This is a genomic window from [Mycobacterium] fortunisiensis (genome assembly GCF_019050325.1).
Classification (GTDB): domain Bacteria; phylum Actinomycetota; class Actinomycetes; order Mycobacteriales; family Mycobacteriaceae; genus Mycobacterium; species Mycobacterium fortunisiensis.
The window spans coordinates 89,181-103,464 of the sequence record NZ_VOMB01000017.1 but is presented as its reverse complement, the minus strand read 5'-3'; the positions used below and the strand labels follow the sequence as shown (position 1 = coordinate 103,464).

The 14,284-nt window shown below is 63.8% G+C and carries 17 protein-coding genes; 9 read left to right on the top strand and 8 right to left on the bottom strand.

Features of this window, described 5'->3' with window-relative positions; genetic code table 11:
- Both FR943_RS14840 and FR943_RS14835 read left to right on the top strand, forming a co-directional pair.
- On the top strand, nt 1-429 hold a 429-nt coding region (locus FR943_RS14840), incomplete at its 5' end, for an MCE family protein (RefSeq protein WP_217158468.1).
- Nucleotides 430-955: 526 nt separating this feature from the next.
- Entirely contained in the window at nt 956-1,543 is a 588-nt protein-coding gene (locus FR943_RS14835) for a hypothetical protein (protein WP_246585036.1), read from the top strand.
- Nucleotides 1,544-1,667: 124 nt separating this feature from the next.
- Here the strand turns inward: FR943_RS14835 and FR943_RS14830 are convergent, their stop codons facing one another.
- Complete coding sequence (locus FR943_RS14830) at nt 1,668-2,990, bottom strand: HNH endonuclease signature motif containing protein (RefSeq protein WP_217158464.1); 1,323 nt, start codon at nt 2,988-2,990, stop codon at nt 1,668-1,670.
- 147 nt (nt 2,991-3,137) lie between these two features.
- On the opposite strand from FR943_RS14830, the gene FR943_RS14825 reads away from it, so the two are divergent.
- Nucleotides 3,138-3,749 carry an LGFP repeat-containing protein gene (locus FR943_RS14825; protein WP_217158462.1) on the top strand — a complete coding sequence of 204 codons (612 nt, stop codon included), beginning with the start codon at nt 3,138-3,140 and terminating at the stop codon, nt 3,747-3,749.
- Nucleotides 3,750-3,753: 4 nt separating this feature from the next.
- Here the strand turns inward: FR943_RS14825 and arsB are convergent, their stop codons facing one another.
- Together arsB and FR943_RS14815 are read right to left on the bottom strand one after the other, a co-directional pair.
- Nucleotides 3,754-4,857, bottom strand: coding sequence for an ACR3 family arsenite efflux transporter (gene arsB, locus FR943_RS14820; RefSeq protein WP_217158460.1), 1,104 nt, complete (start codon nt 4,855-4,857; stop codon nt 3,754-3,756).
- 43 nt (nt 4,858-4,900) lie between these two features.
- Entirely contained in the window at nt 4,901-5,350 is a 450-nt protein-coding gene (locus FR943_RS14815; RefSeq protein ID WP_217158458.1) for an ArsI/CadI family heavy metal resistance metalloenzyme, read from the bottom strand.
- A 102-nt stretch (nt 5,351-5,452) separates the two neighbouring features.
- Here FR943_RS14815 and FR943_RS14810 point away from each other — a divergent pair, with 102 nt between their 5' ends.
- Together FR943_RS14810 and FR943_RS14805 are read left to right on the top strand one after the other, a co-directional pair.
- Entirely contained in the window at nt 5,453-5,812 is a 360-nt protein-coding gene (locus FR943_RS14810) for an Rv2640c family ArsR-like transcriptional regulator (RefSeq protein ID WP_217158456.1), read from the top strand.
- Between the two features lie 86 nt (nt 5,813-5,898).
- Nucleotides 5,899-6,357 carry a hypothetical protein gene (locus FR943_RS14805; protein ID WP_217158454.1) on the top strand — a complete coding sequence of 153 codons (459 nt, stop codon included), beginning with the start codon at nt 5,899-5,901 and terminating at the stop codon, nt 6,355-6,357.
- Nucleotides 6,358-6,389: 32 nt separating this feature from the next.
- Here the strand turns inward: FR943_RS14805 and FR943_RS14800 are convergent, their stop codons facing one another.
- The 4 genes from FR943_RS14800 to FR943_RS14785 form a co-directional block, all read right to left on the bottom strand.
- Entirely contained in the window at nt 6,390-6,953 is a 564-nt protein-coding gene (locus FR943_RS14800; RefSeq protein ID WP_217158486.1) for a dihydrofolate reductase family protein, read from the bottom strand.
- Between the two features lie 84 nt (nt 6,954-7,037).
- Nucleotides 7,038-7,490, bottom strand: a complete 453-nt coding sequence (locus FR943_RS14795) for a nitroreductase family deazaflavin-dependent oxidoreductase (RefSeq protein WP_217158452.1) — start codon at nt 7,488-7,490, stop codon at nt 7,038-7,040.
- Between the two features lie 57 nt (nt 7,491-7,547).
- Entirely contained in the window at nt 7,548-9,233 is a 1,686-nt protein-coding gene (locus FR943_RS14790) for a GMC family oxidoreductase (protein ID WP_217158450.1), read from the bottom strand.
- 258 nt (nt 9,234-9,491) lie between these two features.
- A complete protein-coding gene (locus FR943_RS14785) occupies nt 9,492-10,301 on the bottom strand; it encodes an LLM class F420-dependent oxidoreductase (protein WP_217158448.1) in 810 nt (269 codons plus the stop codon).
- A 236-nt stretch (nt 10,302-10,537) separates the two neighbouring features.
- On the opposite strand from FR943_RS14785, the gene FR943_RS14780 reads away from it, so the two are divergent.
- The 4 genes from FR943_RS14780 (at nt 10,538) to FR943_RS14765 (ending at nt 13,374) form a co-directional block, all read left to right on the top strand.
- Nucleotides 10,538-11,098 carry a TenA family protein gene (locus FR943_RS14780; protein ID WP_217158446.1) on the top strand — a complete coding sequence of 187 codons (561 nt, stop codon included), beginning with the start codon at nt 10,538-10,540 and terminating at the stop codon, nt 11,096-11,098.
- A 64-nt stretch (nt 11,099-11,162) separates the two neighbouring features.
- Nucleotides 11,163-12,155, top strand: coding sequence for a flavin monoamine oxidase family protein (locus FR943_RS14775; protein ID WP_217158444.1), 993 nt, complete (start codon nt 11,163-11,165; stop codon nt 12,153-12,155).
- On the top strand, nt 12,076-12,447 hold the full coding sequence (locus FR943_RS26870; protein WP_372448149.1) for an FAD-dependent oxidoreductase: 372 nt from the start codon (nt 12,076-12,078) through the stop codon (nt 12,445-12,447). The genes FR943_RS14775 and FR943_RS26870 overlap by 80 nt, the downstream gene beginning before the upstream one ends.
- Nucleotides 12,448-12,585: 138 nt before the next feature.
- Nucleotides 12,586-13,374, top strand: a complete 789-nt coding sequence (locus tag FR943_RS14765) for a ParA family protein (protein WP_308170560.1) — start codon at nt 12,586-12,588, stop codon at nt 13,372-13,374.
- 96 nt (nt 13,375-13,470) lie between these two features.
- On the opposite strand, the gene FR943_RS14760 is transcribed toward FR943_RS14765, so the two are convergent.
- On the bottom strand, nt 13,471-14,022 hold the full coding sequence (locus FR943_RS14760) for a YaeQ family protein (RefSeq protein ID WP_217158438.1): 552 nt from the start codon (nt 14,020-14,022) through the stop codon (nt 13,471-13,473).
- Nucleotides 14,023-14,284: the final 262 nt, after the last annotated feature.

The following is a 14,284-nucleotide window of genomic DNA, read 5'->3' as shown; positions in this document are numbered from 1 at the left end:
GGCGGGGACATCTTCGAGCGGGGCGGGCCGTATCTGGTGCGTGGCGCCCAGGACCTGCTGCCCACCTCGGCCATGCTCGACCGCAACAGCCCGGCGCTGGCGTGTTCCGTCCGCAACTACGCCGAGGCTGCGCCGCGATTCGCCCAGCAGACCCGCAACGGCTACGCACTCGAGCTCCATGACTTCCTGATCGGCGCGGCCAATCCCTACGTCTATCCCGACAACCTGCCGCGGGTGAACGCCAAGGGCGGCCCCGAGGGCCGGCCCGGCTGCTGGCAGCCGATCACCAAGGACCTGTGGCCGGCGCCGTATCTGGTGATGGACACCGGTGCCTCGATCGCGCCCTACAACCACTTCGAACTGGGCCAGCCATTGACCGCCGAGTATGTGTGGGGTCGCCAGATCGGCGAGAGCACCATCAATCCTTAGAGAACTCTGAGGCAAATGGACGACCAATCACCGATCATACTGCACAAGCCGCCATCGGCCTGAGCTGCACTGCGATTTTGCGCGATTCGGAATGTTCCAATACAGTGCGTGGCTAATTAGCAAAACGTAATAACACCAGGCACAGTGACATGTATCACTTTGTGGCAATCAGGGGAGTAGTTGCCACAAGTGAGATGGATCAGCGGCGGGCAGATTTCTTGCGTCCCCGCGGCTGACGCGCACACAGCAAATTATCTGGCACGCATCCGATCGCGTCGGTGCTCAGCCCGTCGCATCAGCGATCAGTGCGTAGTCCAACCCTGCCTTTCAACGCCGCGTGGCCGGGTTGGTGGGGGTGTCCCGTGCGCAACAACCGACAAGTTCAACCCCCGCAGAGGAGAGCTAGACCATGCCGAAAGTCGATCGCCTGATGGAGGCATTCGGAGAACAGAAGCACGTCAGGAGAATCGTCAGCACGCTTCTCGTTGTTTCTGGCCTCGGTGGTGCAACGCTGGTTTCTCCGCACATGCACCGGCCTGCAGTGGTCGCAGTCGACCCGCAGCCGGCGGGCGACGCGCTCCAGAGCGCCGCCACCGCCCCGCCCGAGCCTGCCATCGCCGTCGTCCCAGCACCGCCGGTGGTCGTGACCAAAGACTCCAGCGCTCAGGACATCGTCCGGGCCATCGTGAGCCAAGGTCAGGCGGCCCGGTTGAGCGAAGACCAGATCAAGACCATCATCGCCACCGCGAAAATCGAATCCGGTTTCCGCCCAGCTGTATCCGGGGGCGTGCAGGCCTACGGCAGCCGCGGTTCCGCGGCCGACGAGGTCATCGGCCTGTTCCAGGAGAAGGCCAGTTTCGGCACCGTGGCCGAACGTCAAGACCCCAACAAGTCGATCGCCCGGTTCATCGCGCGTTTCACCGAGGCGTTCAAGAAATATGGCATCGCCGGTGACCCGGTACTGGCGGCCACGCTCGCCCAGAATCCGCAACTGCGCAAGTACCGCCACGGTGGGGTCGGAACGCACTACTACAACACTGTCAAGGCCGCGATGAACGCGGCTGCGGACTTGTACGGCCAAGCCGCCGGTGCCGCGCTGCAACCGGTCACGTGAGCGCCAACCGGTCACGGTGTCGGGTGAGCGAAAATGCTTGTCCAGCAGGGTGAGACGTAGCTCTGCAAGCGAGATCTGTTGGGGCGCAGCAATGCACCGCGACAGAGCTGCCCCTGTGGCCGTCCTAGTTCGTTGTTGGTGGGGCTTGTGGCTGGAAGGGTTGGTACCACCACCAGTCGGCGCGTTCGCCGGTTGGGCCTGGGCAGGGCGGGACGTCTGGTGGGGGTTTGGTGGGTGTGCGGGCCAGTGATCCGGTGTGCAGTGATCGCCCGCGGCTGTCGGTGACGGTGAGTTGGTGGGCGGGGCCGGTGATGGTGATGTGGCCCTGGTGGTGGGCGCGGTGGTGATACGGGCAGACCAGGGCGAGGTTGGACAGTTCGGTGGGGCCGCCGCCTTCCCAGTGGCGTATGTGGTGGGCGTGTAGTCCGCGGGTGGCTCCGCAGCCGGGCACCACGCAGCAGCGGTCGCGGTGTTCGAGGGCGCGGCGCAGTCGGCGGCTGATCTGGCGGGTGGTGCGGGCGGCGCCGATGGGTTGTCCGTCGCGTTCGAACCAGGCTTCGAAGGTGGCCTCGCACAGCAGATAGCGTCGTTCTTCGTCGGTGAGCAGCGGGCCCAGATGCAGTGCGGCGGTTGGCTTGTCGCCGTGGTTGTCAAGGTTGAGGTGGACGATGACAGTGGTGTGTTGGCCGTGGGGGCGGCGGGCCACGTCGGTGTCCCAGCCGGCTTCGATCAGGCTCATGAAGGCATCCACACTATTGGGAAACGGTGGCTGCCCGTCCTCGGTCCTGGTGTCGTCGTCAGTGCCGTGGTCGTGGTCGGAGTCAGCCTGGCCCTCGCCCTGGTCCTTGTCGTCACCGGGTTGGTGGTGTTTCCAGTCGGCGACGAGTGCGTCGTGGTGGGAGCGTAGGCCGGCGTCGAGTTTGGCGGCTTCCAGTCGGGGGAGTCGGATGCGCCACGTGGTGTAGTGCTCGGTCTCGGTTTTGGTGAGGAAGCGCTGCGGTTCGGGTTCGGGCTGTGGTTGAGGTCCTGGCTCGAGTTTGACTGCGGTGCGCAACTGGTCAACTGTGGCCACAGCGGCGAGTTCGGCGTAGTGCGCGTCGGAGCCGTCGCCGGCCTTTTCGGCGATCACACCGACCTGGTCCAGTGACAGCCGGCCTTCGCGCATGCCTTGCGCGCAGCGGGGAAACTCCTCGAGTCGTCGTGCCACGGCGACCACGATCTCGGCGTTGTGTGGGGTGATGCCGGTTTTCCACGCCACCAAGGCGTTGATGGAGCGAGCGCCGGTGGCGCCCCAGAGTCCGTCCTGGTCTATTTCGGCGACGATTTCCACGATGCGGGCGTCGATGGCGTTGCGTTGACCGGTCAGCTCCGACAACTCGTCGAACAGCATCTCCAACCGCTGCGCGGGATTGACCTCGGTGGAGGCGGGCGCTGCGGTCGCGGACATACCGTCATCATCACAGACAGGTACGACAACAATCGCGCTCACGCTCGTGCTCGCTTCCTGTGTGCCGATCGGGCCGCGATCATCAACTGAGATCTCGGTTACGCTCCGCTGGGAGATCCGCCACCGGAAAGACGCGAGAGGAAACCCATGAGGACGACCGCAAACCGCCACACCGCAGCCATTGGACTGGCCGCCGCCGTCGCGCTGATCGCTGTGGGCTGCGGCAACGGCACGAGCGTCGACCCGTCGGCGTCGCCCCAGGTCGGACTGATCTCCACCTCCACAACTCAAGCCCCGGCGCAGGCCAACGAAGTGAAACTCATCGGGGAGCGGGACGTCGAGGTGACTTTGACCGGTCCGATCGCCGCCAAGTATTCGTCGGCAACCGAAGAGCAGAAGCAGGCCCTCGGCAAGCCGCTGACGGGTGACCGTAACGCCGGAACCCGGGATAGTGGCGTGGTGTTTCAGCAGTTCCAGGGCGGCGCGATCGTCGCCAAGAACGACGAGGCGGGCACACCGGCATTCATCACCGGGGGCAAGATCCGGGAGGCCTGGAACGTCCCACGCGACCCGGAGGGTCTACCGGTGGTCACCGGTGACAATGGCTCGGCGGGTCCGTTGGGCGTGCCGACCAGTGACGAGAACACCGACGGCGATCTCGTCACGACGACGTTCGAGCACGGCAAGATCGAGTACAACACGAAGACCGGTCAGGTCGAGGTGACGGTGAACGGCAAGGTCGTACCGTCCGGGCTGTAAACGATCATTCCGATCTCGCCGGTGCGCCGTCGGTGTGCTCGGAGGTGTGATGGTGGAACCGTTTGCGTAGCGCCAGGGAGACATAGACCAGCGCGACGAGGACCGGGACTTCGATCAGCGGGCCGACGACGCCGGCCAGGGCTTGTCCGGAGGTGGCGCCATAGGTGGCGATCGCCACCGCGATGGCGAGTTCGAAGTTGTTGCCCGCGGCGGTGAACGCCAGGGTGGTGGTCCGTTCGTATCCGAGGTCGAGCAGGGTGCCGAGCAGATAGCCGCCGCCCCACATGACCGCGAAATACGTCAACAGGGGCAGCGCGATGCGGACCACGTCCCAGGGTCGGTTGGTGATCTGATCACCTTGCAGGGCAAAGAGAATCACGATGGTGAACAGCAACCCGTAGAGCGCCCACGGCCCGACCTTGGGCAGGAACTTGGATTCGTACCAGTCACGGCCCCGGGTCTTCTCTCCGATGCGGCGGGAGAGGTACCCGGCGATCAGCGGGATACCCAGGAAGATGAGGACGGATTTGGCGATCTGCCACGGTGATGTGTCGATCGTCGTCTGTTCCAGGCCGAGCCGGCCAGGCAGCACTGAGAGGTAGAACCAGCCCAACACGGCGAACATGACGACCTGGAATATCGAGTTGAGTGCGACCAGGACGGCGGCGGCTTCACGGTCGCCGCAAGCCAGGTCGTTCCAGATGATGACCATCGCGATACAGCGGGCCAACCCGACGATGATCAGGCCGGTGCGGTATTCGGGCAGGTCCGGCAACAGCAGCCAGGCCAGCGCGAACATCAACGCCGGGCCCAGCACCCAGTTCAACAGCAGCGAGGAGATCAGCAGTTTGCGGTCGCCGGTGACCGTGTCGAGGCGGTCATAGCGAACTTTCGCCAGCACCGGATACATCATGATCAACAGACCCAGGGCGATGGGCAGTGAAATCCCGTCGATCTGAACCTTTTCCAGTGCGGTGTTCAAGCCGGGGATCCAGCGGCCCAACAAGAGCCCGGCGGCCATGGCCACGCCGATCCAGACGGGAAGGAACCGGTCAAGGGTGGAGAGCTTGCCGACCACCGGAGATGGTGCAGTGCTGGCGCCCGTCATGCCGGCGCCACCGCCGCGGTGGTGGCACCGAATACCACCGGCATCAAGCCGGGTCCTGCGCGACAGTGCCGCCGCAGCACACTCCGTCCTCACCGTTGGCGAGGAGTTGAGGGCTGGTGCCGAATGTGTCGGAGTCGGCGAGCACGGTGTAGACCTCCCATTTCTCGCCGGCAGGGCCGGTCACCCAGACTTTGTCCTGGGTGGCGAAACAACACGTGGTGCCGATCTCCTCGTCGGTGAACAATCCTTCGCCGGTCAACCGGGCGATCTCGTCGTGCACCTTGTCGCTGGATTCGACCTCGACCCCGAGGTGGTTGATGGTGCCGCCTTTGCCGGGGTTTTCCAGCAGCACCAACTTCAGCGGCGGCTCGGCGACCGTGAAGTTGGCGTAGCCGGGCTTCACCTTGGCCGGCGCAGTGTCGAACAGTTTGGAGTAGAACGTGATCGCCTCGTCGAGATTGTCGACATTGAGCGCCAACTGAACACGGGACATGATGGACCTCCCACTAAGGCTGAGACATATATCGAACCAATACGTCGATGCCAGCCTGCCACCTTTTCGATATATGTCAAGAATATGTGGCAAGATGGGTCCATGCCCAAAGCGCTGCCCGCGATCGACATGTCCGCACCGGTGTGCTGCTCGCCGGTGGCCGCCGGGCCCCTCAGTGACGCTGACGCTCTGGAGGTGGCGATGCGACTCAAGGCGCTCGCCGATCCGATGCGGGTCAAAATCATGTCTCTACTGTTCAGCTCGCGCCCAGGAGAGGAGACCAGCGGCGATCTGGCCGCGGCGCTCGAGTTGAGCGAGTCCACGGTCAGTCACCATCTGGGGCAGCTCCGCAAAGCAGGGCTGGTGATCTCCGACCGACGCGGTATGAACGTCTTTCACCAGGCCAAACCCGAAGCGCTGCAGGCACTGTGCGTGGTACTCGACCCGAACTGCTGTCGATAGGGCAGCCGGCCTGGATGAAACACCTGCCGCAAAACGGGTTGGCTACGTCGACGCAACGTGCAAGTGTGATCTGACAGAGTAAGGCCATGGTGTTCCCGGAGGTCGTGCACGAGTGGCGGGTTCCATTGTTCGGTGAGGCCTCATCGGAAGTTCCAGGTGGATGGGTTGCAGCGCTGGCGGCGATCGCCCGCGATCTTCGATGTCGGCGACAGGGGAGAGCGGTCAGCTTCGATGGCGTCGAGTGGGCACTCACGGTGTTCTCCAATCGTTCAGTGTCGATTGGATTTACGTCATTGACGGATGAGGTAGATCTGGGCTCGTTCTCAGTGGGTCGGGGTTTCGCATTCGACACGACTTCGGAGCAGGCCATGGTATGGGTTGCGTCCGTGGTTCAGGACGAATTGGCCGGACATGAGTTCGTGCAGTGGCCTTCTCACAATCAGGGTTTGCTCGCCCCGGACATCAGGAGTGGGGCGGCCGTTTGGGTCGACGGCGCCGACCGCGTGGTGGCGCCGATCGGCGCGCTGTGCGACGACTCTCTGTAGGCCGGCTCCGCCGACGGCTGCGCATCGCTCAGTCATGTTTTTGCCTCGTAACGAAGCAGGACCGTGCCGCCCGGAAAGGTGCGGTTCTCCAACAGTCGCAGCGAGATCCACGACGGCAGGGCCGGAAAGAACGGGATACCGCCGCCGACGGCGATGGGCGCGACCACGATACGGTACTCATCCACCAGTCCGGCCTGCACGATCGGTGCGGCCAGGGTCGCGCCGGCCACCTCCAGATTGCCGTCGGTTTCGGCTTTCAGCTTCCGCACCACCTCGACCGGGTCGCCGCGTTCCAGGCGAGAGTTCCAGGCGACGGACTCCAGGGTGCGTGAGAACACGACCTTGGGCATGTCGCGCCAAATGCGGGCGAAGTCGACGATCAGCGGGGTGGCGTCCGCGGCCTGGTCGGCAGTCGGCCAGTACGCGGACATCAGATCGTAGAGTCGGCGCCCGTAGATCGACAGGGCGGTCTCGCGCTCGAAGTCGTTCCAGTACTGATGCAATTCGTCGGTCGGTGTGGACCAGTCGATGCTGCCCTGCGCATCGGCGATATACCCGTCCACCGACACGTTGAAGCCATATATGAGTTTGCCCATGCAGATCAGACTGCCGCAAAAGGCAGAACTCATCGCCACGCCCACCTCTCCGACGGCTTTGGGGCGGCGGTACCAGCCAGGGCCCTACCGGCGGGCGGTAAGCCGGATGATCGGCAGCTGACGGTCAGTCTTCTCCTGATACTCGCTGAATCGCTTGTGGACACTGATCATTCGCCAGGCTTCGTCGCGCTCGCTGCCACTGAGTTGCTCAGGGTGCACGGGTATGGATCGACCATCTATCTCGACCCGCACTTTGTCCGGGTTGGCCTTGATGTTGTAGTACCAACTGGGATTGGACACGGCGCCCGCTGCCGACGCGACGATCAACCAGCTCCCGTCCGAGCCGGGAAACCAATTCACCGGAAGCGTGCGTTCCTTCCCGGTTTTGCGCCCAACGGTGGTCAGCAGCAGCGCGTTCATTCCACCCACAGAGCCGCGACGGCGAATGAACGGCGTCATCACCACGTTGAGCAAGCGGTAGCCGAGGCCGGTGGGCTGCGACCCGCCCCGAGTTCCAGCGGAACCGTCAAATCCCATGTCATCCATCCTGTGTCGTGTTTTCGCCGGCAGTGAGACCTTTTGGTGTCGACCGCCTCATCCCAGGATCGCCCGGGCGGCGCGCTCTGCGATGAGCATGACCGGCGCGTTGGTGTTGCCGGAGGTGATGGCGGGCATCGCCGACGCATCGGCCACTCGAAGGCCGGCGACGCCGTAGACCCGACAGTCGGTGTCGAGCACCGTCGCGGCCGACCGCGGCACACCGCGCGCGTCAAAGGCGCCCATCGCGCACGTGCCCACCGGATGGAAGATCGTCGTACCGAGTTCACCGGCCGCCTGCTGCAGGTCTTCGTCGTTGACCAGTTGCGGGCCGGGCAGCAACTCTTGCGGGTGATAACGGACCAGCGCCGGCGCCGCCATGATCTGCCGGGTCATCCGCAGGCCCGTCACGGCAATCTGACGATCGGCCTCGGTGGACAGGTAATTGCAGGCGATCTTCGGGTTGACCAGCGGATCCGCGTCGGCGATATGCACCTGGCCGCGTGAGCTCGGGCGCAGATTGCAGACCGAAGGTGTGATCGCTGCATAGGGGTGCAGAGGTTCGCCGAACTTGGGTAAAGACAAGGGCTGCACATGCCACTCCAAATCCGGACTGGCCAGCGCCGGGTCGCTTTTGGCGAAAGCCCCCAGCGTGGAGGGCGGCATGGTCAGCGGTCCTGAACGCAGCGTCAAGTACTGAAGTCCCATGCCTCCACGGGTAATCCAATTGCGGTACAGCGTGTTGACGGTCCGGGCGCCCCGCACCCGGTAGATCGTTCGCAGCTGCAGATGGTCCTGGAGGTTTTCACCCACTCCCGGCAGATCGACCGCCACCGGTACTTGGTGCTGAGTAAGCAGTTCGGCTGGGCCCAGACCCGAGGCCTGCATGAGATGCGGCGAGCCAATCGCTCCGGCGCTCAGGATCACCTCCCGACGGGCATGGACGTCGACGATTCGGCCGTCTTTGAGCAGCCGCACACCGGTGGCGCGGTGCTGAGCTGTGGTCCAGGCGCCGCGACGCTGATCGTCGTGGACCTGGTCGTCCATCAGTAGCCGCAGTGCCTGGGCGTTGGTGTACACGGTGAGATTGGATCGGTGGGCGATGGGATGCAGGAAAGCATCGGCCATCGACCAGCGACGGCCGCGGCGTTGGTTGACATGGAAGTACGCGCTGCCGGCGTTGTCGCCCCGGTTGAACTCGTCGATCGGGGCGATGCCCACCTCGGCAGCGGCGGCCTGCCAGGCGTCCAGGATCTTCCAGCGCACCCGCGGCCGCTCGACGCGGATCTCACCACCGGCGCCGTGCCAGTCGTCGCCTCCGCCGAAGTAGTCCTCCAAGCGCTTGTAGATCGCCAGTGTCTCGCCGGGACCGTCTCGGCCACCCCACAGCCAGCGCTCGTCGCCGGTGGCCTGCGCCCACAGGTCGTAATCGGAAGACTGTCCACGCATGTGGATCATGGCGTTGATCGACGAGCAGCCGCCGATCACGCGGCCCCGCGCGTAATGAATGCTGCGGCCGGCCAGACCGGGGTCGGCCTCCGTGGTGAAGCACCAGTCGGTGCGGGGGTTGGCGATCGTGTACAGGTAGCCCACCGGCACCTTGATCCAGAACCAGTCGTCTTTGCCGCCGGCTTCGATCAAGAGCACGCGGTGATCAGGGTTGGCGCTGAGCCGATTGGCGAGCAGGCAGCCCGCACTACCCGCTCCCACGATGACGTAGTCGAATTCGGCGACGTGGCTCATTCCGGCATCGTTCCTCCATGGCGTCGGATGCGTGTCCTAGTGTGCGCGATACCCATCCGGTAAGTGCGCAATTACCATGCGTGACGACGGCGTCGCCGAAGACTGAACCGGCTCGGCGTTGCCGCCAATTGGACGCGAGATGCCCCGTAGTGCGTCGTGAAAATCGTTGGGGCACACATATCCGCAGGTGTTCACGACGTCGACGGATGAGCTATTGACCAGCAGCGGCCGCATGACCACTGAGCTGGCAGAACGTGGTCACCCGTTGTCCCGCCAGGTGAGCACCTGCTTGAGAGACGTGAGGTCGTATCCGTTGTCGGCGGTGAGTTCGGTCTGGAACAACGTCACGCCGGCTTCGCGGAAGGCATCGGCACTGTTGGCCTCCTGCCACAGGGTCGAGCGTTCGATGTCGGCACCGCTGCGGCCGAACGCCGCCGCCAGTTCGTCGACGCGGTCGCTGGACTTGCGGAACGCATCGAGCTCTTGGAACGCGTGCCAAATGTCGGCGTGCCGGGCAACGGCGGGCAGCGAGCGTTTGGGCCCCGTGCCGCCGATGAGGATCGGCAACTTACGCACGGGCGGCGGGATCAGGGCAGCCAGCCGCTTCTCGATGCGGATCAGGCTCTCATCGAACAGATCGAAGCGGGAGCTGAAGGTGCCGAAGTCGTAACCGTAGGCGGTGTAATCCTTTTCGTACCACCCGGTGCCGAGGCCGAGGATGAGCCGGCCGCCGCTGATGTGGTCGACGGTGCGTGCCATGTCGGCGAGCAGGTCCGGGTTGCGGTAACCGACGCCGGTGACGAGGAGCCCGATCTCGGCATGCGAGGTGATCTCACCCCACGACGCGAGCGCGGTCCAGCCCTCGAAGTTGGCCACGTCAGGTTGCTCGTCGAGCAGGATGGGTTTGCCGTCGACGATGGCCTCCAGCGCCGGGCGGTGGAAGTGGTCGTAACCGAAGATCACGTCAGTGCCGAGGTCGTCGGCCGCCAGCACGGCGTCGCGCCACGTGCGGTAGTCGGGCGCACCGCCGGGCTGAATCTGCACGGCGACGCGAACGGGACGGGTCATGGGTGCTCCTGAGTCGGGGAAGGGCGACCCTTGAGTCAAGTTCGCTGGGTGCGAGATTATTCCGGATCCGCACACGTCGCCGTGTGCAAGGCGCCGATCAGATCGTTGGCGGCACCCGGTCAAAGACGACTGGGTGCGCCTTGCCCATCAGGCGAGAATGGTTGGGCGACAATGCGATATAGTGCCCTTTGCCGGTAACTCACCAGGCCGAGTATTCCATGACTAGAGTTCGTGACGTGCTCGATGACCTCTGGACTGCCGCTACCCGACATACCTTTCTGGACGCTGTACGCGACGGCACTGTTTCCGACGCGGCGTTCGACCGATGGCTCGCACAGGACGCATTGTTCGTCGCCGATCTGCTGACTTTTCAGGCTCGACTGTTGGCGCGGGCGCCCCGGCCGGCGCAAACGGTTCTGGCGGGCGGGTGCGCGGCACTGGTGGCCGAACTGAACTGGTTCGACGAGCAGGCCGCGCGGCGCCACATCGAAATGCCGGCCGCACCGCTGCCGGCGACGCTGGCTTACCGGGAACTGCTGCAACGGCTCGATAACCAGCCCTACGACGCGGCCGTCACCGCGCTGTGGGTCATCGAGCGGGTCTACTTACTGGCGTGGAGGTACGCGGCGTCGCCAACCTCGCGGTTCGGGGAGTTCGTGGAGCATTGGACGGTGCCGGAATTCGCCGGCTACGTCCAGGATCTCGGTGCGCTCGCGGTGGACGGTCACGACACGTTGGTGGCCGAGGTGCTCCGCCTCGAAGTGCACTTCTGGGACATGGCGTGGGAAACGTCATGACGCCGGCTACTCGGTAGCTCCCAAGCAGCCCCACCTTGTTGTCACCGTGGTATGTAATGGGTTGATGACGAAGGTCATCGTGGTGGGTGCTGGCCTGGCGGGATTGTGCGCCGCTGTTCGTCTGGCCGATGCCGGCTGCGAGGTGGAGCTGCTGGAAGCCCGTGACGAGATCGGTGGACGGTCGCGTTCGCGTCTGGTTGACGGCACCGTCATCGAGCTGGGCGGCCAGTTTCTGTCCCGCCCGCACAGACGGATGCGAAAGTTGGTTGCCAACGCCGGGTTGCACCTTGCGCGAACACGTCTTTGGTCTGGCACCGCGCGGCTGAGACGTGAAAATGCCGTCGATGGGCGTTTGGCGTCGGTTGGTGCTTTTCGTGACCTTCGCGCATTTGTCCGGATGACGTTGGGTTCCAACAGTCTTGCAGCAGTTCGTGCCGCAGCTGGAGAAGATCACGGAGCTGGGGACCAGGATGCGCGGTCTGTGCGTGAGTGGCTGGACGGTATCGGCCTAAATGGGCCACTGCGCCCGACAACGGACACTTTGATCGGGGAGATATTCGGGGGAGCCGATCCTGGTGAGGTGTCTCTGTTGGCGTTTGCGGAACTCATCGGTGGTGAAGGGAATGGGTTTCTGTTCCTTCTCGATGGATTCGGCCTCACCGACTTCATCGTCGAAGGAGCGGGAGCGTTGTGTGCTCACCTCGCGGATCGGCTCCCACCAGTGCTGGTGGACAGCGCGGTGGTGTGCGTGGAACACGACGCCGACGGCGTCGCAGTTCGGACGGTCCGCAATGAGGTTTTCGAGGGCGACCAGGTGGTGCTGGCAGTCCCGGCGCCGATCCTCGATGTGATCGAGTTCGCGCCGCAACTGCCGGCGTGGATTGGCAATGTCAACAGTGCTCTCCGCTTTGGACAAGCGACCAAGGTTGCCGCCGTTGTACATCGCCGCGGAATGCTCAGGTCCACAGGCTTTGTCGGTGGTTCGGTGGTTCGGTGGTTCGGTGGTTCGTCAGGGTTGGTCGGCGGGAAGCGTGTTGTACGGATTGGCCGCCCCTGACATCACCGCGTCGGACCTGCCCTCGGTGATCGACGATCTCTGCGACGGATTCGGCGTGAAACCGTACGATGTCGCGCATGCGGAACTGGTGACTTGGGCGCAAGACCCTTTCGCGCGCGGGACTTATGGCCATTTCCTACCTGGGCGATTCGACGAGTTTCGTTGCTCATTACCACATTTCACCAGCTGCGTGTACCTAGCGGGATCCGAGCGAAGCACCAGACCCGGCTTTATGGAAGGTGCGGTGGAAAGCGGCGAGGCCGCAGCTGAGGCAATTCTTGCCGTGGTTTGAGCGCGGGTGACGACGGATATCCGCTGTTCGACATATAAGGTGAGAACGCGCGGTGTCTGGCAACAGCACGAACACTATGGAGGAATACGGCGAGGTGAGTCAGGCATTACATAGAGGCTCGCAGTGGTAGCTGTTTCGGTGCTGGTGCTTTCAGGTAAGGGCGGAACAGCGAAAACGCTATGGCAGATGATGCTGGCGGGGGAGGCCTCGAGGGCGGGGATCTCCGCGTTGTTAGTCGACGCAGACCCAGAGCGAAATCTGTCTAATCACTTTGGGGTGTCGCAGCATTCGACCGGCTTGGGTTCGGTGCTCGAGGATGCCGATATCAGTTTTTGGGGAAATCCGGACAAGGGCGCGAAACGAATCGATGAGGAGATCATTGAAACTAGATGGCCCGGTATCGATTTGCTGCCTGCGGGTGCTTCCCTAGGTCGTGTTGCGGGCTTCGGCGTGCCGGACACCGGATTGTTGCGGGCCATCTTTGACGCTGCCGGCATCTTCGGCCGCTATGAGGTTGTTTTGATCGACACCGGCGGCCGCACTGGCTCTCTGGAAGCCCTGGCCATGCAACTCGGTGATGTTGCGTACGCGCCCATCACACCGACCCTTGATGCGGTACGCAAAGCCCGCGAGGCCCGTGACAGAGTTGAGCGTATCCAGCGAACACATCCACTCAAGTGGGGTGGTGTAGTTTTGTCCGGTTTCGACCGTAGAAACGGCATCGACGAGTCGATCAGGGAACGGGTACACGCGGAATTTGGCGACGAGGTCCGTGCTGAGCTGCCCCGGCGGGCCGTGATCAACGAGGCCTTTCAACTCGGAAACCGACTCGGTGATTGCTCCGACGCAAACGCGAGGAATCTTGCGCGAATCTTCCGAGATTTCCTCGAACACGACCTACTGGGGCGAATCACGAGCGACCGGTGACGGCAGCGAATTATGGTGGGGAACAACGTGTTAACAAGTGTGTCGTATGTCGGGTGCTGCTGGTAACCTCGCCTTTTCGCCTCCGGGCTCAGACGTTCACTGCAATGGCTCGGGCGTGAAGGTGACGTCGACTCCGCCTACGGTCATCGTCACCTGACCTTCGATCACCATCACCTGCGCCGAGAGCCGTCGATTGACAGTCTGGGCCAGTTGCTGCACCGGTGCGTGCGGTATCTGCACCACCGACAGGTTCGGCAGCCCGGCCACTTTGGGGCCGACGGTGCGCCACCAGGTGGCCACGCCGGCGGCGAACGGGAACAGCAGCACCTGGTCGGCCTGGCTGGCCGCCTTGCCCAAGACGCGTTCGTCGGGCTGGCCAACGTTGATCCACTCCAGGACCCGGCCGGTGTAGTCGGTGAGCCGCAAGTCCGGTACGCCAGGGGTGGACAGGCCCGCCCCGAATGCCAACTCACCGTCGACGTCGCTGAGTCGGTGTGCGCGCAGCCCAAACGCCAACAACCGCACCACCATCCGCTCGTCGGTCTCACTGGGATGACGGGCTACGGTCAGTGTGTGATCGGCGTAGTAGCCGTGATCGACATCGGAGACGCCAAGTTCGACTTTGAATACTGTTGCAGAAAGGGCCATGCCACAGTGTCCACCCCGGTGGTGCCCCCCGAGCAGTCGGGCCGCTTTGAGTGGTCAGACCGTGCGTGGCCGACTGATGCACCGCCGTACCTCTGCGCCTTCACGGTCCCGGAAAATCTCTAGCTAACGGTGGTGTAGGCGATTTCGAATGAAGCCGGCTGGGGATTCCAGCTACAAAGCCGGACGCCGCACCGGAACGATCCTGATGATGCCGTCTAATCCGTCGAAATCGTCGGGGTTGGTGGTGTAGAGGGGCAGCTGC

Excerpts from the sequence above, each read along its gene's own strand:
- FR943_RS14835 (WP_246585036.1), top strand. The coding sequence starts at position 956 with ATGCACCGGCCTGCAGTGGTCGCAGTCGACCCGCAGCCGGCGGGCGAC.
- FR943_RS14830 (WP_217158464.1), bottom strand. The coding sequence starts at position 2,990 with ATGTCCGCGACCGCAGCGCCCGCCTCCACCGAGGTCAATCCCGCGCAG.
- FR943_RS14825 (WP_217158462.1), top strand. The coding sequence starts at position 3,138 with ATGAGGACGACCGCAAACCGCCACACCGCAGCCATTGGACTGGCCGCC.
- arsB (WP_217158460.1), bottom strand. The coding sequence starts at position 4,857 with ATGACGGGCGCCAGCACTGCACCATCTCCGGTGGTCGGCAAGCTCTCC.
- FR943_RS14815 (WP_217158458.1), bottom strand. The coding sequence starts at position 5,350 with ATGTCCCGTGTTCAGTTGGCGCTCAATGTCGACAATCTCGACGAGGCG.
- FR943_RS14810 (WP_217158456.1), top strand. The coding sequence starts at position 5,453 with ATGCCCAAAGCGCTGCCCGCGATCGACATGTCCGCACCGGTGTGCTGC.
- FR943_RS14805 (WP_217158454.1), top strand. The coding sequence starts at position 5,899 with ATGGTGTTCCCGGAGGTCGTGCACGAGTGGCGGGTTCCATTGTTCGGT.
- FR943_RS14800 (WP_217158486.1), bottom strand. The coding sequence starts at position 6,953 with ATGGGCAAACTCATATATGGCTTCAACGTGTCGGTGGACGGGTATATC.
- FR943_RS14795 (WP_217158452.1), bottom strand. The coding sequence starts at position 7,490 with ATGGGATTTGACGGTTCCGCTGGAACTCGGGGCGGGTCGCAGCCCACC.
- FR943_RS14790 (WP_217158450.1), bottom strand. The coding sequence starts at position 9,233 with ATGAGCCACGTCGCCGAATTCGACTACGTCATCGTGGGAGCGGGTAGT.
- FR943_RS14785 (WP_217158448.1), bottom strand. The coding sequence starts at position 10,301 with ATGACCCGTCCCGTTCGCGTCGCCGTGCAGATTCAGCCCGGCGGTGCG.
- FR943_RS14775 (WP_217158444.1), top strand. The coding sequence starts at position 11,163 with ATGACGAAGGTCATCGTGGTGGGTGCTGGCCTGGCGGGATTGTGCGCC.
- FR943_RS14760 (WP_217158438.1), bottom strand. The coding sequence starts at position 14,022 with ATGGCCCTTTCTGCAACAGTATTCAAAGTCGAACTTGGCGTCTCCGAT.